We start from the raw sequence: 21,907 nt of genomic DNA, 5'->3' as shown, positions 1-21,907 counted from the left end.
CGGGACCGTCCTAGTCCTCGCCCGTTTCCCCGCCGCGCGGGTAACGCGTCGGATAACTGCGCCGTTCCTAGCGTCAGGAGCGTGTCCGAACTCGGTCTGTACCGCACCATGCTGGTGAGCCGCGCCCTGGACGACGAGTGCATGGACATGCTGGCCCGGGGGCTCCCGGTGCCGCACTTCCACTCCGGCGCGGGGCAGGAGGCGCTGTCCGTCGGCGGGGCCGCCGGGCTGCGCGACTCCGACGTCGTGATCTACAGCCATCGCGGCTACGCACAGCTGCTGGCCAAGGGCGTGCCGCTCGAGGTGATCGCCCGCGACATGTTCTACAAGGCCGGCGGCTCCAACGCCGCGCGCGGCGGCGTGATGCACGTCAGCGCGCCCGAGATCGGCGTCCCCGGCCGCGAAGGTGTGTTCGGCGCCCGGTTCGGGATGGCGGCCGGATTCGGCCTGGCCCAACGGCTCCGGGACACCGACGACGTGACGGTGTGCTTCTACGGCGAGGCGGCCGGCGCCCGCGGCCCGCTCTACGAGGCCCTGAACATGGCGGTGCTCTGGGACCTGCCCGTGGTGCTGATCGCGGAGAACAACGGCTGGTCGGTGAACTCCCGGACCGAGTGGCTCTACCCGAACGCCCGGATGAGCGCGGTCTGGCGCGGCTTCGACATCCCGGTGACGGTCGTCGACGGCAACGACCTCGGCGAGGTGCGGGCCGCGGTCGGCGAGGCGGTCCGGCGCGCGCGGGCGGGGGAGGGGCCGTCGGTGGTCGAGGGCCTGACCTACCGGCTGCACCCGCACATCTGGTGGGACGACGCCGCGTACGTGCCGGCGGAGGAGCTGGCGGAGGCGCAGGAGCGCGATCCGCTGACGCTGACGCGGGCCGCCCTCGTGGCGGCCGGGACGGCGCCCGAGCAGCTCGACGCGCTCGAGGCCGAGGTCGCGGAGGAGGTCCGGGCGGTGCTGGCCGAGGTGCTGGCCGGCCCGGACGCGCAGTGGGACGTGGAACCGCGGATCGTGGGAGTGGCCGGTGTCTAGTGTCGCGACGGAGACCAGGGTGCTGACCGGGCGCGAGGCGTTCCGGGCGGGGATCCGCGAGGAGATGCTCCGCGACGAGCGGGTGCTCGTCCTGGGCGAGACGGTGCGCTCCGGCGGGGCGGCCGGGGTGGTCGCCGGCCTGTTCGACGAGTTCGGGCCGCGGCGGGTGATCGAGTGCCCGGTCTCGGAGAACGGGATCTTCGGCGCCGCGCTGGGCCTGGCGCTGGCGGGGTTCCGGCCCGTCGTCGAGATCTACAGTGCGGACTTCCTGCTCGCCGTGGCCAACGAGGTCATGAACGACATGGCGAAGTGGCAGGTGCAGCACGGCCGGCCCGACGAGCCGCTCCCGATCGTGATCCGGGGGTGCATGGCGGCCACCGAGGGCCTCGGCCCGGAGCACTCCCAGAGCATGGAGCCGTTCTTCCTGCACGCCCCCGGCCTGGAGCTGCTCACGCCGAGCACCCCGGCGACCGCCTACGCCGCCATGCGGGCGGCGCTGGCCGCGACCGTGCCGACGCTGGTGTTCGAACACCGCAAGGTCTACGAGCTCAGCGGCCCCGTCGAGGGCGGGGTGATCGGGGAGCGGGTCACGAGCGGCGCCGACGTGACCGTCGTGGCCTGGGGCTGGATGCGCCACGAGGCCGCCCATGCCGCCGAGCGCCTCGCCGCGGACGGCGTGGGTGTGGACCTCCTCGATCCCGTCCGGATCCGCCCGCTCGACCTGGATCCGGTGATCGCGTCCGTGCAGCGCACCGGTGCGCTGATCGTCGTCGAGGAGGCGTTCGTGACCGGCAACGTCGGCGCCGAGATCCTCGCCCGGGTCGCCGAGGCCCTGCCGGGACATCCGTTGCGGCTGCGGCGGATCGCCATGCCGGACGTCATCCACCCGTACGACGCCCGGCTGGAACGGGCGATCCTGCCGACCGCCGACCACGTCGTCGCGGGGATCCGGACCCTGCTCGGGGACTGACGCCGAGGCGAGCTCCACCGCGGTACGCACAAGTGCGTACACCCGTGCGCGGCCCGATCCCGGAGCATGTGACGGGACCGGCGCGAGGGGGGCACGATGGGTGGACGTGTGCTGACGGCCGTCCTCGCGTGCGCTTGTCTGGGCCTCGGGGCCTGCGGCGGGGGATCGCCCGCGACGCCGATCGACACCACGAGCGCGGCGCGGGTGAGTACGAGCGGCGCTCCCGTGTCACCCGGTCCCGTGCCGGGCACCACCGAGAGCAGGACGGCGCGCAGCGGGTCCGACATCCCGCCCGCTCCGTCCGCGGGCCCCGGCGTCGGGAGCCCCACGGATGCCGCGTCCGCGAGTGTCGCGGCATCGGCACCCGGCGGTGGGGTGGACACCGAGAAGCCCGCTGTGAACGGCTCCGGTGGCGCCCCGGCCGGTGGCGCCACCGCGGATGGGCCCGGCGGAACGGACCAGCAGGGTGCCCGTCAGCCCGACCCGTCGACGCCGCCGCGGGAAGGTGGCGTCACCGTGCCGTCCCAGGAGGCCAGCAGGAAGCCCGACCCACCGTCGTCGAGCCCGCCGCCCGCGACGCGCACCCTCACCGTCAGCGGCCCGACCTTGGAGAGTCTCTACCAGCAGACCTGGGGAAGCTTCGTCGCGCTCGACCAGCACCAGTGCGGCTACCTGGTCAACAACGCCGACATTGCCGACATCCCGGTGACCGTCCTGTCCGTGACGATCGTCGGCCAGAAGCCGTCGGCGCCCGCCGTGTTCGACCTCTACGACGCGAACACCGACCGGTCGGCGTGCCTGCCGCGCGACTACCTGACCACCCACGGCCGGTGCGTGGCGGGATCGGTACTCCGGCAGGGTGGCAACGACGCCTGCTACGTCGGGATCAGGACGACGGCGAAGCAGGGGACGGACTGGACGGCCGGCCTCGTCTATCGGTTCGGCGCGACGTGCACGGCTCCGACCGGCAGGCTGTGCGCGGCGAAGGCCGTCGCCGACCTGGCCCCCACCACCACGAGCCCGGTCGTCCTGCGCTGGACCCAGACGACTCCCCTCCTGGCGTGCTTCACGGAGCTGGACGGCGAGGACCACGTCGATCCGACGGGTGCGGGATGCGCGCACGGTTCGGGCGCGAACTGACCCGCCGGGCCGACGGCGGGGCAGCCGGTCGGCGCGACCACGCGCCGACCGAGGGCGCCCACATCGTGACGAGGACGGACGAGACGCCTGCGCCGTCGTCGATCTCCGAGAGGATCAGGACGGCAGCGGGTCTCCTGGCCCCGACGACGGTCGTGGCCGCGCTCCTCTACTACTTCGGCTATGTCACCACGCTCGCGCGGTACTCGTACTTCGGTCTCGACCTCGCCCAGCTGCGGTTCACCACGCAAGAGCTGGCCCTGCAGAGCGTGGCGGCCGTCTACGTCCCGGTGGCGATCCTGCTCGGTGCCGGACTGCTCGCCTACCTGGCCAGACGGTGGGTGAAGGCGATGACCCTGGGCCGCCCGCGACGGTCCGTCGTCCTCGGCGCGGTCGGGCTGGTGCTCGGGACCCTCCTCGTGGCGCGTGCGATCACCGGGATCCTCGTGCCGGCGATCGCCGAGACGGAGCCGATCGCCACCACGCCGGCATGCCTCGGAGCCGGAGCCGTCCTCGCGGCCTTCGGGGCGGATCTCGTGGTCGAGCGCCGCCCGACCGGGTCGGAGGACGCGCGTCGCCGCAGGGTGGTGTGGACCTTCGTCGCCGGCGCCGTCGTGCTCAGCCTCTTCTGGGCCGCCAACTCCTTCGCGGCGGCCTACGGGGCCGGGCAGGCGGAGATCGTGGCGGAGCGGATGGGGACGCGGCCGCGGCTGGTCCTCGACACCAAGGAGCGGCTGTACCTCGACTACGGAGGGATCGAGGAGACCAGCCTCCCCGCGGGCGCCGACCAGACCTTCCGGTACCGGTACCGGGGGCTGCGGCTGCTCGTGGAGTCGGGCGAGCGGATGTTCCTCGTGCCGGCCGTCTGGGTGCCCGGCACCTCACGTGTCCTGGTCCTCCCGGACGACGGCTCGGTGCGGGTCCAGCTCGGCACCTGACCGTGGCCCGGCCACCGGCGACGCCCCCCTGGGGCCCACCGATGAGTCCGCGGCCCCCGCACGGTCGACAAGGACATGACCACCGCGAGCACCGCCCGCCGGATGTTCGAGCTCCTCGAGCCGATCTGCCTGGTGACCTTCTTCGCCGACGAGTGCAACGAGGAGCTGGCCGCCCTCGGCCACCGCACCTACTGGGACGGCTACTTCGCCAGCCGGGCGGCGCCGCTGGGCCGGGTGCCGGCCGAGGTCGTGCACGCGGCGTTCTACAACTTCGGCGAGGGCGAGGCGGCCCGGCACATCCCGAGCGCCTGGGACACCGCGCCGCCGGAGGCGTCCCTCGCCGCGCGGGAGCGGGGCAGCGCGGCGTCGGTCCGGCGGATCCTCGGCGTGCTCGCCGACTCCCCGGGCCTGGTCCGCGCCGCCGACCTGACCACGAAGGCCGCGACGAGCGCCCCGACGGTGGGACGCGTGATGTACGCCGGGATGCGCACCGTCCCGGTGCCGTCCGAGCCGGTCGCCCGGCTGTGGCACTCCGCGACCATGCTGCGCGAGCATCGCGGCGACGGGCACATCGCCGCGCTGGTCGGCGCGGGCATCGGCGGCGCGGAGGCGCACGTGCTCTCCGCGATCGAGTACGGCATCCACCCGCCGGAGTCGTTCGGGCGCATCCACCACCTCCCGAAGTCGCGGCTCGCCGCGGTCATGGCGGGCCTGCGGGAGCACGGGCTGGTCGACGCGGACGGCCGGTTCACCGACGCGGGCCGGGAGACCAAGGAGCGCATCGAGGCCCTGACCGACGAGCTCGCCGTCCCGCCGTACGACGCGCTGACGCCGGCCGAGCTCGACGAGCTGATCACGGTCCTCGAACCGCTCACGGCGAGGCTGGTGGCCGCGGGATCGCGATGAGGAACGCCCCGAGCCGTCGCTCCCCGGCGAGCGGCCCCCGGCGCCGCGCGACACTCCGCGACGCCGGGCGGCCCCCACCGTCAGGACAGGATCTCCACGTAGCCCTCGGTCCCGTGCACCCGGATCCGGGCCCCGTCCGGGATGAGGCGGGTGGCACCCTCCACCCCGACGACGGCGGGCAGGCCGTACTCGCGCGCGATCACCGCGCCGTGCGTCATGAGCCCGCCGACCTCGGTGACCAGCCCCGTGATCCCGACGAACAGCGGCGTCCAGCTGGGGTCGGTGTAGGCGGTGACCAGGATGTCGCCCGCGTCGAGGTCGGCGTCGGCCATGTCGAGGACCACGCGGGCCCGGCCCTCCACGGTCCCCACCGACACGGCGAGGCCGGCCAGGGCGCCCTCCGGGACGTCGTCGCGGCGGTAGCCGCCGCTCATGATCTCGCCGTCGGAGGTGAACACCCGGGGCGGGGTGAGCCGGCGGGCGTCCTCGAACTCCTGCCGCCGGCGCGCGATCAGCTCCGGGTCCGCGACCCCGCTCCCGACCGCCGCCCGGAACTCCTCGAACCGCAGGTAGAAGATGTCGTCGACGCGGGCCAGGACGCCGGCGTCGACCTGGCGCGCGGCCTCCCGCAGCAGCGCCTGCTTGTACACGAAGTAGCGGCGGATCATCCCGTACTTCGGGTACTCCCGGTACCCGGCGAAGACCCGGACGCGGTCGATCATCGCCTTCGTCTCGGTGGCCTTCGCCTCGCCGTCCGGCAGCGCGCGGAGCCGGCGCAGCACGTCCGCCTCCTTCTCCTGCGCCTGCCGCAGGCCGCGCTCGAAGAGCCGGGCGCCCGCCCCGGCCTCGTTCCGGATGTTGCCCAGGAGCGCCGAGACGAGCAGCGTCGGGTCCTCGCTCCACCGAGTGCGGGTGATGTCGATCTCGCCGGCGCAGCGCATGCCGTACCGGTCGAGGAACGCCCGCAGCGCGCCGGCGGACGGCGGGTGGACGGCGTCGAGCGCGGCCAGGAGGTCGTCGGACCCCTTCTGCTCCACCTCCCGCAGCACGGCCACGACGGAGGGCTCCGGCCGCATCACGTCCGCGACGTCGAGCAGCGCGATCCCCATCTCCGAGGTCACGTTGTGCGGCACGGACTGTGACAGCGTGTCGGCCACGTTGCGCTCGCCCAGCCACTCCTCGACGTGCCGGTTGAGCCACTGGGCGGCCTCCATCCCGGACATGATCGCCGGGAGGCTGCGCGGCTCGAACAGCAGGCGCCGCAGCTCCTCGATGTCGGTGAGGAGGAAGTCGAACAGCGCCGGGCCGGAGAGCGGCGCGATGTCCCGCGTGACGGCGTCGAGGGAGGCCCGGCTCTCCGCGATCAGGTCCTCGACCAGCGCCGGATCGGCCTCGATCGGCGCCACCGGGGCGGGCGCGGGCGCGGGCGCCGCGCCCGAGAGATCGCCGAGGAACCCGCTGTCGACGGCGGCGCGCAGCGCGTACCCCGTCAACGGATCGGCCATCTCGAAACCGCCCACGAGCGCCTCGCGGGAGGCGGGATCGACCAGCCTGCCGGCGACGTCGACGAACAGCCGGCAGCCCGCCTCCGCCATCGGACGCGGCGTGGTCCGCTGCCAGAACGACAGGCCCAGCGGCGTCATCGCGTCCGTCATCATCTGCTGGTGCCCGACGGACACGTAGACGTGCTTCTGCCCGTCCCCGGCCTCGGGAACCGGGAACAGCGTGGTGATCGGCCTGCTCTGCACCACCGACAGCGCGCCGCCCGCCAGGCACCACTCGATGTCCTGCGGCCGGCCGAAGTGCGCCTCGATCAGGCGGCCGAGCCGCACCAGGCGCAGGACCTCCTCGTCGGCGAGGATCGGTTGTCCCGCACCAGCCGTCCGGCTCACGACACCCTCGCGCACGGCGTATCCGTCGCCGTTCACGGTCCCCGAGACCAGCGCCTCGCCGAGCCCGCGCACGGCGTCCACAGTGGCCACCGTGCGGTTCCCGCTCACCGGGTCGGCGGTGAACAGGATCCCCGCCGCGTCCGCGGCCACCATCTCCTGCACGACGACGGCCATGTGCACCCGGCGGTGGTCGAAGCCGTTGTGGATCCGGTAGCTCACCGCCCGCTCGGTGAACAGCGACGCCCAGCACCGCCGGACGTGGTCGAGCACCGCCTCGACGCCGACCACGTCCAGGTACGAGTCCTGCTGTCCCGCGAAGGACGCGGTGGGCAGGTCCTCCGCGGTCGCGCTGGAGCGGACCGCGTAGGCGGTGCCGGGCCGGAAACGCGAGCCGACGTGCGCCGCGACCTCGGCGGCCAGGTCCGCCGGCAGCGGGATCGCCTCGATCGCCGCCCGCACCTCGGCGCTCCCCGTCGCGATCCCCGCCCGGTCCTCCGGCCGCAGACCGCTCAACCGGCCGAGCACCCCGTCGAGCACCGGCACCACGACACGCCGGAACGCGCCCGCCGTCACCACGAAGCCCGGCGGGACCCGGACCCCCTCGACCCGGGTCAGCTCGCCCAGGTTCGCCGCCTTCCCCCCGACCTCTCCCACCTGCGTGTTCCCGATCCCGGTCGTGATCTCCCCGAGCCCCACCACGTCACGCAATTCGCCCTGCTCCATCCCCGTCGGCGGTTGTGCGTCGGCGAGTATGGACCGTTTCCCGGGCCCTCATGAGAGGCCGATTTCGTGTATACAGTGAGAGTGGGAAGGGGTCCTCAGGGCCGCACGGCGTAGACGTCGTTGAACGGTGTCCCGCTCACCTTCTCGATCCGCCGGAACCCCGCCTCGGTCACCACCTTCGTGAGCGCGGCCGGGCCGGCCTGGGCCCCGAGCACCGCGGTGCCGCCCTGGGACTCGGCGTTGGGCACGCACAGCAGCGTCGAGAAGCCGTAGTACATGCGCCCCACGGGATTCAGGTTGTCCCGCGGATCGTCCGCGGCCGCGGGTTCGACGAGCATCCAGCAGCCGTCCGGGGCGATCGCCTCGCGGACGTGCCGGGCGGCGGCCACCGGATCGCCCATGTCGTGCAGGCAGTCGAAGCTGGTCACCAGGTCGTAGCCCCGGCCGGAGAACGTCGTGGCGCTCGCGGTCTCGAACGAGACGCGGTCCGAGACCGCCGCGGCCTCGGCCCGCTCGCGCGCCTGCGCGATCGACCCGTCGTGGTAGTCCGACCCGACCACGGCGGCCGCGGGGTACGCCTGCGCCATGATGATCGACGAGGCACCGAGGCCGCAGCCCACGTCGGCGATCCGCCCGCCCCCACGTAGGCGCTCCTCGACGTCGCCGAGCGCCGGGATCCACGTCGTCGTCACGTTCGCGACGTACCCGGGCCGGAAGAAGGCCTCGCAGCCGAGGAAGACGTCCTCGTCGTGCTCGTGCCAGCCCAGCCCGGTGCCGGTGCGGAAGGACTCCGTGACGCGGGGCTCGGCCCGCAGCGCGCCGAGCGCGAGCTGGAACGCGCCCGGCAGGTACACGGCGCCGTCGGGATCGGCCAGGCAGAAGGCCTGCTGCGGGTCGAGGGTGAAGCCGCCGTCCGTGGCCGTGACGTAGCCGCCCGCGGCCTGCCCGAGCAGCCACTCCCGGACCGGACGCGCGTGGGTGCCGGTCCGGTCCGCGAGCTCCTCGGGGGTGAGCGGGCCGTCGGCGAGTGCCCGGTAGAGGCCGAGCCGGTGGCCGATGACCACCGACGCCGCGGCGGTCGTCGCACCGAGGTCGGCGACGAACCGCCCGAGCAGGGCGTCGAGCGCCCCGGTGTCGAGGGTGGTCACCTCACACCTGCGCGGGGGCGCCGACGACGGTGAGCACCGGCTGGGTCCGCGCCGTCGTCTCCTCGTCGACCTCGAACCGGCGGACGGTCAGGTCGCCGAAGTGCGGGTTGGTCGCCACCCCGCGGGCCAGCGCCGAGCCGAGGAAGTCGTCCCCGGCGGCAGCGTCGCCGAAGAGGTAGATGCCGCCGCGGCGGCCGTCCGCCGGGGTCGTGAGCCAGATCTTGGTGAGCAGCCCGGGGACGGCGGCGAACGCGGGCGCGAGCTCGCTGCAGACGTCCCGGTACTGCTCGGGGGTCATGTCGACGAGCTCGAAGGTGATGACGACGGTGTGCACGGATGCCTCCTGCGGCCGGTGTTCCTGACGTCGTCGACGCTAGGAGCGCGGGCCCCTGCCCGGCATCGGGCGATCACCCCGTCCCGGTGACCCGATCGCTGTAGGGCGCCCCCGTGAGGCCCTGTTCGGCGGCGATCCGGGCCGCCTCCGCCCGGGTGTGCACCCCGAGCTTGGTGAAGATGTTCGACAGGTGCCGCCCGGCCGTCTTCTCGCTGATGAACAGCAGCTCGCCGATCTCGCGGTTGCTCCGCCCGTCGGCCACCAGCCGCACGACCTCGAGCTCGCGGCTGGACAGGCCGACCAGCGAGACGGTCACCGGGGCGGCGGTGGCCGGCGGCGGGGTCGCCTCGGTCCCGATGAGCCCGGCGAGCCAGCCGTCGACGCTGCCGGGGCCGAAGTCCAGCCAGACCGGCTGGTGCACCGCGCCGTCGAGCTCCACCGGCGGGCCGGCCGGGGCGAAGCCGAGCGGCAGGAAGATCGGCCCGAGCGACGGCAGGTCCGACACCACCGAGTAGATGCGCCGCAGCCGGGGCCGGAGCTGCATGTACACGCGCTTGACGTCGAGCCAGCACGCCGACACGGCGGGGGAGCGCAGCTCGCCGGACTCCCGACCCAGCCAGCGGCGCATCACGAGCACGCGATCGTCGGCGGCGGGCGGGTTCGCCCGCAGGTGCGCCCGCCAGACCTCCGCGACCGGGTCGCCGGCCAGGAGCGCGGGATCGAGCCGGTCGAGCTCGGCGATCTGGACGAAGGCCGCGACCTCGCCGTCCGGGCCGCGCGCGACCGAGAACGTCTCCGGATGCCGCTCCCACCAGCGGTCGACCAGCGCGGCGGCGGCCGGCGACTCGTGCCGTGCGGCGATCCGCGTGACGACGGCCCCGTCGTGCGGTGCGGCGGGCTCCACCCAGTGGGCGGGCCGGGCGCTCGGGAAGCAGGCGTCCCGCAGCACGGGGTTCTCGATGAGGAACATCAGGTCGGCGGTGTGGCCCCACGGGTCCGCCCCCGGCCGGGCGCCGAGATGGTCGACCGCGCGGCGGCGGTAGGCGCTGCGCCGCACCGGGTCCCGCATCGCCAGGTCGTGCCCGACGGTGTCGCGCACGACGTCGTGGAGCAGCAGCCCCTCGGGGCTCGGCGCGGTGATCGGCAGCTCCCGCAGCGTCTCGAACGCCTCGCGGCCCGACTCCCGGTCGAGCAGGGCGGCGAGCACCGGCTCGGTGAGGCGGCGGACGGTCGAGGCGGCCTCGACCAGGGTCACGGTCTCCGGCGGGAGCTGTCCGAGGAAGGCCTCCAGCAGCCCGGACGGGGCCACCGCCCCGATCCGCACGCAGCGGGGATCGGCCCGGACGGCCGCGGCGGCGAGCTCCAGGGCCAGCGGATGGCCGTGGGCGAACCCGGCGGCCCAGCCGGCCTGCCGCTCGTCCAGGCCCCGCAGGCGGAGCAGCTCGCCGGTCTCGTCGTCGGACAGGGGGCCGAGCGGGAACTCGGCGACGAGACCCTGCCAGCCGGCGCCGGTGTGCCAGGCCGTGGCCGGCCGGTCGCGCCCGGCCAGCACCGTGAGCGTGGTGGCCGGCAGCGTGGGCAGGAACCGGGTGCGCAGCCACGAGTCGAGCAGGCCGAGCACCTCGTAGGTGTCGATCACCAGGACGGTCGGGCGGCGGGCCAGCGCGCGCACCAGGGCGCTGGGCCCGGGGTCGTCCAGCCCGAGCGCGTGCCCGAGCGCGCGGCGCAGCCCCTCCGGGGTCGGTTCGACGTCCCGCCCGTCGAGGTGGACGGCCTGCGCGGACTCCGGCAGGCCGTCGAGGAGCCGCCGCACCAGGTGGCTCTTCCCGATCCCGCCGGGCCCGTGCACGAACCCGACCAGGAACGGTGGTTCCTCGGCGCCGGCGGCGGCGAGCAGCGTGGTGAGCTCGCGCTCGCGCCCCACGCAGCCCCGTCCGGCGGACTCCACCATCCGGTCGGCGACGGTCCGGGTCATCCGGCCACCCCTCTCGCTCGGGCTCGCGGTCGGGCTCGGAACGACGGTAGGGGTGGCGCGGGCCCGGGGGCACCGGCAGACGGTGGATTCCCGGTCCGTCGCGCCGCGGCGGGGTTCGCTCCGGCACGCGTTCGTGCCCGGTGCCGCCGCCCCGGTGGGACCTCGGGCCCGTCCGGCCGGCGGGGCCGGCCCCTACCGCCCGGCCTGCACGATCCGCAGGGCGATCTCGGTGTGGTGCCACGCGACGTCGTTCTCCGTGGGCTCGGAGTCCTCCCGGAACCACACCGCGACGCCCATGCCGAGGTCGAGGATCGAGTAGGCGGCGAGCCGGGCGGAGCGGACCTCGAACGCGCCCGCCTCGATGCCGGCGGCCACCAGGTTCTCGAAGGCGCCCGCGTACTCGGCGCGGCGGGCGAGGATCGGCGAGCGGTGCGGCTCGACGAGGCTGCGCAGCTCCCGGTTGCCCACGAAGGCCTCACGGCGGTGCCGGGCGTGGTAGCGGACGTGCGAGTCGACCGCGCGGCGGAGCTGCTCGGTGTGGTCCGCCGTGCCCGCCACCGCGGCGTGGTGCGCGGCGAGCAGGTCGTCCATGGTGTGCGCGATGATCGCCGCGAGCAGCTCCTGCTTCGAGGCCACGTGCTTGTAGAGGCTCGGGCCGCGGATGCCGACGGCCGCGGCGATGTCCGCCATCGACGTGGCCTCGTAGCCGCGCGCGGCGAACAGCTCGAGCGCTGCGGCCCAGATCTGGGCGCGGCGGTCGTGGTGCGCGGGCATCGCCATCCGCTCCTCCTGTCCGGGCGGGCTCTCTGGGCGAGGAGATGATAGCCGGATCGGCCTGTGACGAAGATGCGCTTGCATCACAGCACGTCGTCCGGTCGAATCCTGGCTACAGGTCATTAGCCGGAGGTGGGATCGTGGGCCAGGAGCTCGCAGCAGGGCCGGAGGTGGTCGCGCTCGCCGAGCGGACCGCTGCGTTCATCCGTGAGGTGGTCGTCCCGATCGAGGAGGCCAACGGCGGGGTCGTCCCGTCGGACGCGGTGTACCGCGAGCTCCAGCAGGCCGCCAAGGCCGCCGGGGTCTTCGCCCCGCACGTCTCCAAGGAGTACGGCGGCCACGGGCTCGACATGCGCGGGCGCGCGGTCGTGTTCGAGGAGGCGGGCTACTCGTTGTTCGGCCCGCTCGCGCTGAACATCGCCGCCCCGGACGAGGGCAACATGCACATGCTCGAGCTGATCGCGACGGAGGAGCAGAAGCAGCGCTACCTGGCGCCGCTCGCGGCCGGCGACATCCGTTCCTGCTTCGCCATGACCGAGCCGGCCCCGGGCGCGGGCTCGGACCCCGACGCGCTCCGCACCCGCGCGACCCGGGTCGACGGCGGCTGGCGGATCGACGGCGAGAAGTGGTTCATCACCGGCGCGGACGGCGCCGCATTCGCGATCGTCATGGCGCGCACCGCCGGTGAGCCCGGCGACCGCGGCGGCGCGACGATGTTCCTGGTCGACGCGGGCACCCCCGGCATGACGATCGGCCGCCACATCCCGACGCTCGACGAGTCGCTCTACGGCGGGCACCTCGAGGTCTCCTTCGACACCTGCGTCGTCCCGGACTCCGCGGTGCTCGGCGAGGTCGACCAGGGCTACCGCTACGCCCAGGTGCGCCTCGGGCCCGCCCGGATGACGCACTGCATGCGCTGGCTGGGCATCGCCCGCCGCGCCCAGGACATCGCCGTGGCCCGCACCGCCGAGCGGCGGCTGTTCGGCTCGCGCCTGGCGGACCTCGGCATGGCCCAGCAGATGCTGGCGGACAACGAGATCGACATCGCCGCGACCCGCGGGCTGATCCTGCAGGCCTGCTGGGAGCTCGACCAGGGCGGGCACGCCGGCCAGGCCGTCTCGATCGCCAAGGTCTTCTCCGCCGAGGCGATCTACCGGGTCGTCGACCGCTCGCTGCAGCTCTGCGGCGCGCTCGGCGTGTCCGGCGACATCCTGCTCGGCCGTTTCCTGCGCGAGGTCCGGCCGTTCCGCATCTACGACGGCTCCTCGGAGACCCACCGCTGGTCGATCGCGAAGCGGGTCGTGGGGCGTCACGTCAAGAACCAGGCGCAGTCGTGACGGTCGAGGGGCTCGATCTCGCCGCGCTCGAGAAGCACCTCGCGGACCGGCTCCAGGGCCCGCTGTCGGCCGAGCTCGTCTCGGGCGGGCGGTCGAACCTGACCTACAAGCTCACCGACGGGCACTCCACCTGGATCGCGCGCCGCCCGCCGCTGGGCACGCTCACGCCGTCGGCGCACGACATGCAGCGCGAGTACCGGGTCGTCGCGGGCCTGCACGGCAGCGCGGTGCCCGTCGCCGCCCCGGTCGCGCTGCTCGGGCCCGAGGTCCTCGGCGTGCAGTGCGCGATCGTCGAGTACGTCCCCGGCCTGGTGCTGCGCAGCGAGGCCGATCTCGCCCCGCTGTCCGACGCCGAGGTCGAGCGCTGCGCGTTCGGCCTGGTCGACACCCTCGCCGCCCTGCACTCCGTGGTGCCGGAGGAGGTCGGGCTGGGCGACCTCGGCCGGCCGCAGGGCTACCTCGCTCGGCAGATCAAGCGCTGGTACGGCCAGTGGGAGCAGGTGCAGACGCGCCCGCTGGCGGACGTCGAGACCCTGCACGAGCGGCTCGCCGCGACCTGCCCGGCCGAGAGCGGCGCGGCGATCGTCCACGGCGACTACCGGGTGGACAACGCCATCGTCGACCCCGACGACGTCGGCACGGTCCGCGCGCTCGTCGACTGGGAGATGGCCACGCTGGGCGACCCGCTGGCCGACCTGGCCCTGCACCTCGCCTACGCCGATCCGTCCTTCGCGCCCGTGCTCGGTGGTTCCGCCGCCTCGACCAGCCCGCGCATGCCCGGGCGGGACGCGCTCGTCGCGCGGTACGCCGCGGCGGTCGACCACGAGCTCGTCGACCTCGGGTTCCATCTCGGGCTGGCCTACTTCAAGATGACGGTGATCGCCGAGGGCATCCACCAGCGCCATCTCCGCGGGGACACCCGCGGGGAGGGCTTCGACTCGGTCGGGCAGGCCCCGGCCCCGCTGGCCGCCGCCGGCCTCACCGCACTCGGAGGTAGCTCGTGAACCCCGTCCTGGACCGCTTCCGTCTCGACGGCCGCGTCGCGATCGTCACCGGCGCGAGCTCCGGCCTGGGCGCCGGGTTCGCCGTGGCACTGGCCCACGCCGGTGCGGACGTCGTGCTCGGCGCGCGCCGGGTCGACCGGCTCGAGAAGACCGCCGCCGCGGTCCGCGACATCGGCCGCCGGGCGCTCTGCGTGGCCACGGACGTGGCCGACCCGGAGAGCTGCACCGCGCTCGTCACCGCGGCGGTGGAGGAGTTCGGCAGCGTCGACGTCCTCGTCAACAACGCCGGCCTCGGCACCGCCGTCCCCGCGACGCGGGAGAAGCCGGAGGAGTTCAGCGGCGTGCTCGCCGTGAACCTCGAGGGCGCGTACTGGATGGCGCAGGCCTGCGCGCGGGTGATGAAGCCCGGATCGAGCATCGTCAACATCGCCAGCACGCTGGGGCTGATCTCGTCGTACCTGCCGCAGGCGGCCTACGCGGCGTCCAAGTCCGGCCTGATCGGCCTGACCCGGGACCTGTCGCAGCAGTGGGCGGGGCGGCGCGGCATCCGCGTCAACGCCATCGCCCCCGGCTACGTGGCCACGGAGATGACCGAGGAGACCCAGGGCGACAAGCTCGACGCCTTCATCGCCTCCCGCAGCCCGCTCGCCCGCCTCGGCGAGCAGGCCGAGATGGACTCCGCGGTGATCTTCCTGGCGTCGGAGGCCTCGAGCTACATCACCGGCAGCACCCTCGCCGTCGACGGCGGGATGTCCGGGCACTAGCCCCTTAGGCTCCGGGGCATGCCCTACATCGCCCCGGAGCTCCGCACCGCTCTCGATCCCCACATCGACGCCCTCGCCGCCGCGCTCACCGCGGCGGCGGGGGACATCGAGGGGGACGCGGCCTTCGCGGGCCTGCTCAACTACGCCTGCACCCGGCTCGCGCTCGGGACCCTGCCGGACCGCCGGTACTGGGCGATCGCCACGACCTCGGGCGTGTTCGCCAACATCGCGGACGAGTTCTACCGCCGCTACGCGACCCCGTACGAGGACGAGCAGATCGCGAAGAACGGCGACGTCTACTGATCCTTCGCCACCAGGACCTCGCCCTCCAGGCCGTCCGGATCGCGGAAGAACATGCTGTGCACGGAGCCGAAGTCGTTCACGGTGCCGTCGCTCGCCCCCGCCGCGACGAGGCGCCCGCGGATCTCGGCGAAGGCCTCGGCCGAGGCGGCCTGGAGCCCGACGTGGTCGATCCGGCCGCGGCCCCACATCGGGGTCTGGCGGTCGGCCTCGGCGTTGTCCGGGATCACGAAGATGTTCAGCTCGGTGTGCGGGCCGATGCGGATCATCGTCATCGTCTCGCGGCCGTCCTCGCCGTGCGGACGCGTCGGCCCCACCTCGGCGTCGAACACGTCGGAGTAGAAGCGGCCCAGGCGGGCCACGTCCTTCGAGATCCACGCGATGTGGTTGACCCCGTCGAGCAACATCGTCGAGCTCCTCCCCGTCTCGGTCCCGGTCTCAGTCGAGACCGGTCCGCCCTTGTGCCCAGTAGGCCTTGCCGCTGATCTTCCGGGGGGCCCGCTCCCAGCCGCGGACGTCCCGGCGCAGGGCGTGCACGGTCGCGGCGTCGCCGCTCGCGACGAGGTCGAACGGCCCCTCGGGGACCGCCTTGCGCACCGACTTCAGGACCTCGGCCCCCTTCGGGACGACGTCGCCGGCCAGGCCGAGGGCGCCCAGCACGGCCTCGAGCGCGGCGGGGTCCGTCGCCTCGAACACGTGCCGCACGTCCTGGGTGACGTGTCGCAACGCGCAGGCCAGCGCCACGCTCGACTCGTCGCCGAGGAACAGCACCGGGCCGGTGAGGGCGGGGAGGTCGAGGGAGCGGCGGGGGCCGAACACCCTGGCGACGGCGCCCGGCTCGACGGCGCCGAACCAGACCGACGCCGGGCCGTCGCCGTGGGTGTAGCCGATCAGCTCGGTCTCACCGGCCTCGACGTCCCAGCGCACCGGGGTGAAGGTGCGGGGGCTGAACGCGCCCGCCTTCGGGAGCATCTGCAGCTTCGCCCCCGGGACCCATTTCGCCTTGCGGAACGCGGGCGCACGCAGCACCACCCGGACGAACCGCGGGACGGAACGGTCGACCCCCGTGACCTCCGCCGCCGTCGACAACAGGGATCCGGCGGCGTCGGCCAGCCGCTCCGTGGTGCGCACAGGAACTCCTCCCGGATGTCCGATCCCGGGCATCCCTGCCCCGTATGCTGCCCGATGATCACGGCCGGTGCGAGAGGGCGAGGGCGATGACCGAGACAACCGAGGTGGACGGCCGCCACCGGCAGTCCATGACGGTCCTGATGACGCCCGAGATGTCCAACTTCGCCGGGAACGTCCACGGTGGCACCGTGCTCAAGTTCCTCGACCAGGTCGCCTACACGTGCGCCAGCCGCTACGCGCGCGCCTATGTCGTCACCCTCTCGGTGGACCGCGTGGTGTTCCGCGAGCCGATCCACATCGGCGAGCTGGTCACCTTCGCGGCGTCGGTGAACTACACGGGCCGGACGTCCATGGAGGTCGGCATCCGCGTGACCACCGAGAACCTCATCGAGCAGACGGTGCGGCACACCAACAGCTGCTACTTCACGATGGTCGCGGTCGACGAGCACACCCGCCCCGTCCCGCTCCCACCGCTCACCCCCACCACGCCGGACGAGATCCGGCGCTGGGGCGAGGCGGAGCTGCGGCGGGCGGAGCGCAAGCGCGAGAGCACGGCGTAGCCGCCGCTGCTGTGACACGATCCGGCCGGAGGTGGTCGGCGTGGCGGAGGTCCCGACGGTCCTGACGGCGGCGGGCCGGGTGGCCGGGCTCGAGCGCGACGGGGTGGTGCGGTACCTCGGGGTTCCCTACGCCGCCCCGCCCGTGCGGTTCGCGCCGCCGCAGCCGGTGGAGCCCTGGTCGGGGGTGCGGGAGTGCACCGCGCCCGGGCCGACCGCGCCGCAGCTGCCCCGGGCCTTCGGGGCCCTGGACCTCACCCCGCTGCTGGGCGGGTACCGGCCCGGTGACGACTACCTGACGGTCGACGTGTGGGCACCCGCCGAGCGGCGGGGCGGGCCGGACCTGCCGGTGATGGTGTTCGTCCATGGTGGGGCGTTCATGTCGGGCGAGCCCGGCGCGGCCGCCTACGACGGGACGGCGCTCGCCCGGGCGGGCGTCGTGCTCGTGTCCGTGACCTACCGGCTGGGCGTCGAGGGCTTCCTGCCGCTCGAGGGCGGGGCGAGCAACACCGGCCTGCGGGACCAGCTCGCGGCCCTGAGGTGGGTGCAGGACAACGCGGCCGCGTTCGGGGGCGATCCCGGGAACGTCACGGTGTTCGGGGAGTCCGCGGGCGGGATGAGCATCGGGAGCCTGCTCGGCTCCCCGCTGTCCGCGGGGCTGTTCCGGCGGGCGATCGTGCAGAGCGGCGGCGCGGAGATGGAGCGGTCGCTGCCGGTGATGCAGGCGTTCGCCGGCCGGGTCGCCGCCGAGCTGGGCGTGCCGGCCACCGCCGACGGGTTCCGCTCGCGTTCCGTCGCCGACGCGCTCGAGGTCCAGGGCCGGCTGCTCGGCCCCGCGGCCGGGGACCTGCGGGAGCCGGACGGCGTCGATCCCGGCTTCGGCCTGGGCGTCTACTGCCCGGTGGTGGGGGACGACGTCCTCCCCGGCCGGCCGATCGAGAACCTGTCCGATGTGGACGTGATGCTCGGCTGGAACAGCGAGGAGATCCGGCTCTACACCGTCCCCACCGGGGCGATCGACGCGCTGACCGAGGAGCAGGCCGCCGCCGCGCTGGGGGCGCTGCACCCGCGCGCGGCCGAGCTGCTCGCCGCCGGGACCGGCTCGCCGGGGGAGCGGTACACGGAGGCGCTGACCGAGCTCGTGTTCGCGGGGCCGGCCCGGCGGCTGGCGGCGGCGCTGCCCGGCACCACCCACGTCTACGAGTTCGGGTACCGCTCCTCGGCCTTCGGCGGCCGGCTCGGGGCCTGCCACGGGGTGGAGCTGCCCTTCGTGTTCGGCACGCTGGAGCGCTGCAGCGGCCCGACGGCGCTGGCGGGCGAGGACCCGCCGGAGGCCCTGGCGCGGGAGGCGACGGCGGCCTGGGTCGCGTTCGCCCGCACCGGGGACCCGGGCTGGGCGCCGTGGACGGCGGACGATCCCGTCCGGCGCCGGTTCGGGAGCCCGTCCGTCGACGTCCGCTGAGCCCGTTACCCGCCCGGGGGAAACGGTCGCGTGGCTACCCTCCCCGCGATCATGGTTCGACGACCCCTCCCAGGGAGTGCGCATGCCGCGGCTCGGTTCCAGCTCGATCGACGTCTTCCCGCTCGCCCTCGGGGGCAACACGTTCGGCTGGACCAGCGACGCCGCCGGGTCGGAGGCGGTGCTCGACGCCTACGTCGAGGCCGGCGGGAACCTCGTCGACACGGCGGACAGCTACTCCGCCTGGGCGCCCGGCAACAGCGGCGGCGAGTCGGAGACCATCCTGGGGGAGTGGATGCGGCGCCGCGGCAATCGCGCCGACATCGTCGTCGTCACCAAGGTGGCGGCGCATCCCGACTTCCCGGGCCTCTCCGCGGCGAACGTCGCCGCGGCCGCGGACGCCTCGCTGAAGCGCCTGCAGGCCGATCACGTCGACCTCTACTTCGCCCACCACGACACCGACCCGGACCTGCCGATCGAGGAGCCGGCCGCGGCCTTCGACGCCCTGGTGCGGGCCGGCAAGATCCGCACGATCGGCCTGTCGAACCTCGCGCCGGAGCGCATCCGCGCCTGGATCGCGTTCGCGCGCGCCGAGGGGCTGACCCTGCCGGTCGCCCTGCAGCCGCACTACAACCTCGTGACCCGCGGCTTCTACGAGCGCGAGCTCGCCCCGGTCGCCGAGGCCGAGAACCTCGCCGTGCTGCCCTACTTCGCGCTGGCCAGCGGCTTCCTCGTGGGCAAGTACCGCACCGCGCAGGACCTGGCCGCGGGCCGCGGGCGGATCGTGAAGGGCTACCTCTCGGACTCCGGGCTCGCGGTGGTCGACACCGTCCTGGCGATCGCGGCGGAGCGCGGCGTGGAGGCGGCGACGGTCGCGCTGTCGTGGCTGCGCGGCCGGCCGACGGTCACCGCGCCGATCGCGAGCGCCCGCACGCCCGCGCAGCTCCCGGCCCTGATGGCGTCCGCGACACTGGACCTGAGCGCGGAGGAGCGGGACCGGCTCGACGACGTGTCCGGGCGCGTCAGCGAGTGACCCGGGTCCGGTCCAGGAGCACCAGACCGGCGAGGACCGCGACGGCGAAGGCCCCGGCCGCCACGGTGAACCCGGCGGCGATGGCGTCCGCCGTGCCGGTGCGGGTCGGGGTGCTCGTGCCGTGCCCGAGGACGACCGCGCCGATGACCGCGACGCCGAGGGTCCCGCCGAGCTGCCGGACGGTCTGGACCACGCCGGAGGCCTGGCTGCGCTCGGCGTCGGACACCCGGCCGAGCGCGTCGGTGTTGGTGGGGGACAGGGAGAGCCCCAGACCGACGCCGACGAGCACCATGCCGGGGATCTGCCACGGGTAGCTCAGGGCGGGCAGCGCGAGCAGCCACGCGACGGCGCCGACCGTGCACACCGCCATCCCGGTGAGCACCGGCGCCCGGACCCCGGCCCGGTCGAACCAGCGCCCGCCGATCTGCGCGGCGGCGGTGAGCGGCAGGATCAGCGGGATCACGGCCAGACCGGCGGCCATCGGGCCGAAGCCGAGCAGCTCCTGCAGGGAGATCGAGCTGTAGAGGACGATGCCGAGCAGCCCGAACTGGACCAGCCCCATCACCACGGCGTCCCCGGTGAAGCCCCGGTCGCGGAAGAGGCGCAGGTGGATCAGGGGATCGGCGATGCGCAGCTGCCGCACCGTGAAGAGCCCGAGCAGCACCAGCCCGCCGCCGAGCAGGACCAGCGACCGGGGCCCCCAGGCGGTGAGCTGCTGGATCCCGAGCGTGGTCAGCGCCAGGCCGGGGACGACGAGCACGGCGTCGAGCACCCCGATCCGGGCCCCGCGGACCGGCTCGTTCGGCACCCGGGCGACGGCGACGAGGACCAGGGTCGCGATCCCCACCGGCACGTTGAGCAGGAAGACGGCCCGCCACGTCACGTACTCGGTGAGCAGGCCGCCGAGCAGCGGGCCCAGCGCGAGGAACACCTGGCTGAGGCCGGCGTAGATCGCCATGACCCGGCCGCGCTCGCTCTCGCCGAACGCGGCCAGCACGATCGTCGCGGACACCGGCATCATCAGCGCGGCGCCCGCCCCCTGCAGCGCCCGGAAGGCGAGGATCGAGCTCCCGTCCCAGGCGAACGCGCAGCCGGCGGAGGCGAGGAAGAACAGCGTGACGCCGGCCTGGAAGGTCCGCGGCCGGCCGAGCACGTCCGCGGCCTTGCCGCCCAGCGCGACCAGGGCGGCGATGGCCAGGACGTAGGCGCCCGCCACCCACTGCTGGCCCTGCGGGGTCAGCGGCAGCTCGCGGGCCATGGACGGCAGGGCCACCGAGACGACGGTCTGGTCGAGCATGATCATCGAGAGCGACCCGGTCATCGCGACCAGGACGAGCCACCGCCGGGGGTTCACCTGTCCCACGCTCATTTGTCCCTGCCCCGGATCTTCCACCGCAGCATCGAGATCGCCGCCGGGACCAGGGCGAGCCCGGTGGGCATGCCGGCCACCGGGGCCGGGTTGGTCAGCGCGGGACGCGACCACGGCGCGTCCACACCATGCGACGTGGGCCGCAGGCCGATCTCGCCGAGCTGGTTGGCGGCCATCATGCCGGTGAACATCGCGTTGGGGTTGGCGCCGCCCACGCCCAGCTCGGCGACGGTCCGGGCGTAGCCCGCGGCGAACTCGCTCGGCCGGACCGGGGCGTCGCCCTTGGTGAGCCCCAGCGCCGCCTCGTGCAGGGCGGTCACCTGGTCGAGCATCCCGTCGAGATAGCCGACGACCTCGCCGCCGCGCCGCACCGTGAACGTGTGCCCGTCGGTCAGGACCGCGGCCTCGCCCTCGTCGAACAGGGTGGCGACGGCGCCGAGCGCGGACTGGATCTTGAGCTGGTCCGCGTCCGCCATCACGCCGCACGGCCCGTTGCCCTCGTCGGAGAGGTGGACGACGCCCGCGTCCCGCAGGTGGACGATCACGTGCCCGGCGCAGTGGCCCTGCGTGCGCAGGACACGCACGGCGCCGTCGGCGAAGCTCCAGCCGGTGAACCGGACCGAGCCGATCCGGATCCGCTCCAGCGGGAGCTCCTCGAAGGGCCGGGTCGTGGCGCCGAAGGGCCGCAGCGGCGCGAACAGCGAGACGACCTTGTGCCCGGCCAGCGACGGCGGCGCGGGGAGCGGGACGACACCGGCCAGACGGCGGAACGACCGCACCCAGTAGGGGCCGGGATCGCGCATCTGGTCCAGGTCGCGGGCCGGCACGAAGTGCTCGACGGGCACGCCCAGCTCGTCCGCCAGGTCGTTGTTGCCGACGTGGTCGGGATGGCCGTGGGTGGTCAGGACGAGCGCCCGGTTCCAGTCCCCGACCCGGCGGGTCGCGGCCCGGATCGCCTCGCGGAACGCGGGTGTCGCGCCGGTGTCGACGATCACCAGCGTGTCCCCGGCGCGGTGGACCAGGGCGTTCGCGACGTCCGGCTGGTCGTGCGCGACGTCGAGCTCCTGGCCGAGGACCAGCACGGTCCGGTCGTCGATCTCGACGATGTCCCCGAGCGCGGTCAC

The 21,907-nt window shown here is 74.3% G+C and carries 21 protein-coding genes; 12 read left to right on the top strand and 9 right to left on the bottom strand.

Annotation, left to right across the window (positions count from 1 at the left end; translation table 11 throughout):
- Positions 1-81: 81 nt before the first annotated feature.
- From ABD324_RS16185 to ABD324_RS16165, 5 genes are all read left to right on the top strand, one after another.
- Positions 82-1,032 carry a thiamine pyrophosphate-dependent dehydrogenase E1 component subunit alpha gene (locus ABD324_RS16185; protein ID WP_344417401.1) on the top strand — a complete coding sequence of 317 codons (951 nt, stop codon included), beginning with the start codon at positions 82-84 and terminating at the stop codon, positions 1,030-1,032.
- Complete coding sequence (locus tag ABD324_RS16180) at positions 1,025-2,002, top strand: alpha-ketoacid dehydrogenase subunit beta (protein ID WP_344417399.1); 978 nt, start codon at positions 1,025-1,027, stop codon at positions 2,000-2,002. The genes ABD324_RS16185 and ABD324_RS16180 overlap by 8 nt, the downstream gene beginning before the upstream one ends.
- Before the next feature lie 516 nt (positions 2,003-2,518).
- Complete coding sequence (locus ABD324_RS16175) at positions 2,519-3,142, top strand: hypothetical protein (protein WP_344417397.1); 624 nt, start codon at positions 2,519-2,521, stop codon at positions 3,140-3,142.
- Entirely contained in the window at positions 3,115-4,077 is a 963-nt protein-coding gene (locus tag ABD324_RS16170) for a hypothetical protein (protein WP_344417395.1), read from the top strand. The genes ABD324_RS16175 and ABD324_RS16170 overlap by 28 nt, the downstream gene beginning before the upstream one ends.
- 75 nt (positions 4,078-4,152) lie before the next feature.
- Positions 4,153-4,983 (top strand): SCO6745 family protein, encoded by an 831-nt coding sequence (locus ABD324_RS16165; protein WP_344417393.1) that lies wholly within the window; start codon positions 4,153-4,155, stop codon positions 4,981-4,983.
- Positions 4,984-5,063: 80 nt separating this feature from the next.
- On the opposite strand, the gene ABD324_RS16160 is transcribed toward ABD324_RS16165, so the two are convergent.
- The 5 genes from ABD324_RS16160 to ABD324_RS16140 all read right to left on the bottom strand — a co-directional run bounded on the left by ABD324_RS16160 (position 5,064) and on the right by ABD324_RS16140 (position 11,835).
- Positions 5,064-7,574, bottom strand: coding sequence for a phosphoenolpyruvate synthase (locus ABD324_RS16160; protein WP_344418277.1), 2,511 nt, complete (start codon positions 7,572-7,574; stop codon positions 5,064-5,066).
- A 119-nt stretch (positions 7,575-7,693) separates the two neighbouring features.
- The gene (locus ABD324_RS16155) at positions 7,694-8,746 is read right to left on the bottom strand and encodes a class I SAM-dependent methyltransferase (RefSeq protein WP_344417391.1); all 1,053 of its coding nucleotides are present in this window, start codon (positions 8,744-8,746) and stop codon (positions 7,694-7,696) included.
- A gap of 1 nt (position 8,747) precedes the next feature.
- A complete protein-coding gene (locus ABD324_RS16150; RefSeq protein WP_344417389.1) occupies positions 8,748-9,080 on the bottom strand; it encodes a YdhR family protein in 333 nt (110 codons plus the stop codon).
- A gap of 73 nt (positions 9,081-9,153) precedes the next feature.
- Positions 9,154-11,055: a helix-turn-helix transcriptional regulator gene (locus ABD324_RS16145; RefSeq protein WP_344417387.1), complete on the bottom strand. Its 1,902-nt coding sequence runs from the start codon at positions 11,053-11,055 to the stop codon at positions 9,154-9,156.
- A gap of 192 nt (positions 11,056-11,247) precedes the next feature.
- A complete protein-coding gene (locus ABD324_RS16140) occupies positions 11,248-11,835 on the bottom strand; it encodes a TetR/AcrR family transcriptional regulator (protein ID WP_344417385.1) in 588 nt (195 codons plus the stop codon).
- Positions 11,836-11,969: 134 nt separating this feature from the next.
- On the opposite strand from ABD324_RS16140, the gene ABD324_RS16135 reads away from it, so the two are divergent.
- Genes ABD324_RS16135 through ABD324_RS16120 form a run of 4 tightly spaced genes read left to right on the top strand, consistent with a single transcriptional unit; the run spans position 11,970 to position 15,237 of the window.
- A complete protein-coding gene (locus tag ABD324_RS16135) occupies positions 11,970-13,166 on the top strand; it encodes an acyl-CoA dehydrogenase family protein (RefSeq protein WP_344417383.1) in 1,197 nt (398 codons plus the stop codon).
- Entirely contained in the window at positions 13,163-14,170 is a 1,008-nt protein-coding gene (locus ABD324_RS16130; RefSeq protein WP_344417381.1) for a phosphotransferase family protein, read from the top strand. Before ABD324_RS16135 ends, ABD324_RS16130 begins: the two co-directional genes overlap by 4 nt.
- Positions 14,167-14,934 (top strand): SDR family NAD(P)-dependent oxidoreductase, encoded by a 768-nt coding sequence (locus ABD324_RS16125; protein ID WP_344417379.1) that lies wholly within the window; start codon positions 14,167-14,169, stop codon positions 14,932-14,934. Before ABD324_RS16130 ends, ABD324_RS16125 begins: the two co-directional genes overlap by 4 nt.
- A gap of 18 nt (positions 14,935-14,952) precedes the next feature.
- The gene (locus tag ABD324_RS16120) at positions 14,953-15,237 is read left to right on the top strand and encodes a DUF6899 family protein (RefSeq protein ID WP_344417377.1); all 285 of its coding nucleotides are present in this window, start codon (positions 14,953-14,955) and stop codon (positions 15,235-15,237) included.
- Here the strand turns inward: ABD324_RS16120 and ABD324_RS16115 are convergent.
- Both ABD324_RS16115 and ABD324_RS16110 read right to left on the bottom strand, forming a co-directional pair.
- Positions 15,231-15,641 (bottom strand): VOC family protein, encoded by a 411-nt coding sequence (locus ABD324_RS16115; RefSeq protein ID WP_344417375.1) that lies wholly within the window; start codon positions 15,639-15,641, stop codon positions 15,231-15,233. The two genes, ABD324_RS16120 and ABD324_RS16115, sit on opposite strands and share 7 nt — an antisense overlap.
- 31 nt (positions 15,642-15,672) lie before the next feature.
- Entirely contained in the window at positions 15,673-16,365 is a 693-nt protein-coding gene (locus ABD324_RS16110) for a siderophore-interacting protein (protein ID WP_344417373.1), read from the bottom strand.
- A gap of 86 nt (positions 16,366-16,451) precedes the next feature.
- Between ABD324_RS16110 and ABD324_RS16105 the strand changes: the two genes are divergently transcribed.
- The 3 genes from ABD324_RS16105 (at position 16,452) to ABD324_RS16095 (ending at position 19,414) form a co-directional block, all read left to right on the top strand.
- Positions 16,452-16,925, top strand: a complete 474-nt coding sequence (locus ABD324_RS16105) for an acyl-CoA thioesterase (protein ID WP_344417371.1) — start codon at positions 16,452-16,454, stop codon at positions 16,923-16,925.
- A 40-nt stretch (positions 16,926-16,965) separates the two neighbouring features.
- A complete protein-coding gene (locus ABD324_RS16100) occupies positions 16,966-18,384 on the top strand; it encodes a carboxylesterase/lipase family protein (RefSeq protein WP_344417369.1) in 1,419 nt (472 codons plus the stop codon).
- Positions 18,385-18,466: 82 nt separating this feature from the next.
- On the top strand, positions 18,467-19,414 hold the full coding sequence (locus tag ABD324_RS16095) for an aldo/keto reductase (protein ID WP_344417367.1): 948 nt from the start codon (positions 18,467-18,469) through the stop codon (positions 19,412-19,414).
- Here the strand turns inward: ABD324_RS16095 and ABD324_RS16090 are convergent.
- Entirely contained in the window at positions 19,404-20,783 is a 1,380-nt protein-coding gene (locus ABD324_RS16090) for an MFS transporter (protein WP_344417365.1), read from the bottom strand. The genes ABD324_RS16095 and ABD324_RS16090 overlap by 11 nt on opposite strands.
- Complete coding sequence (locus ABD324_RS16085; RefSeq protein WP_344417363.1) at positions 20,780-21,907, bottom strand: MBL fold metallo-hydrolase; 1,128 nt, start codon at positions 21,905-21,907, stop codon at positions 20,780-20,782. The genes ABD324_RS16090 and ABD324_RS16085 overlap by 4 nt, the downstream gene beginning before the upstream one ends.

The sequence above is a fragment of the Pseudonocardia ailaonensis genome (assembly GCF_039531635.1).
In the GTDB taxonomy this organism is placed as follows: domain Bacteria; phylum Actinomycetota; class Actinomycetes; order Mycobacteriales; family Pseudonocardiaceae; genus Pseudonocardia; species Pseudonocardia ailaonensis.
Note: the sequence above shows the minus strand (reverse complement) of the source record. Positions and strands in the feature narration are given on the sequence as shown.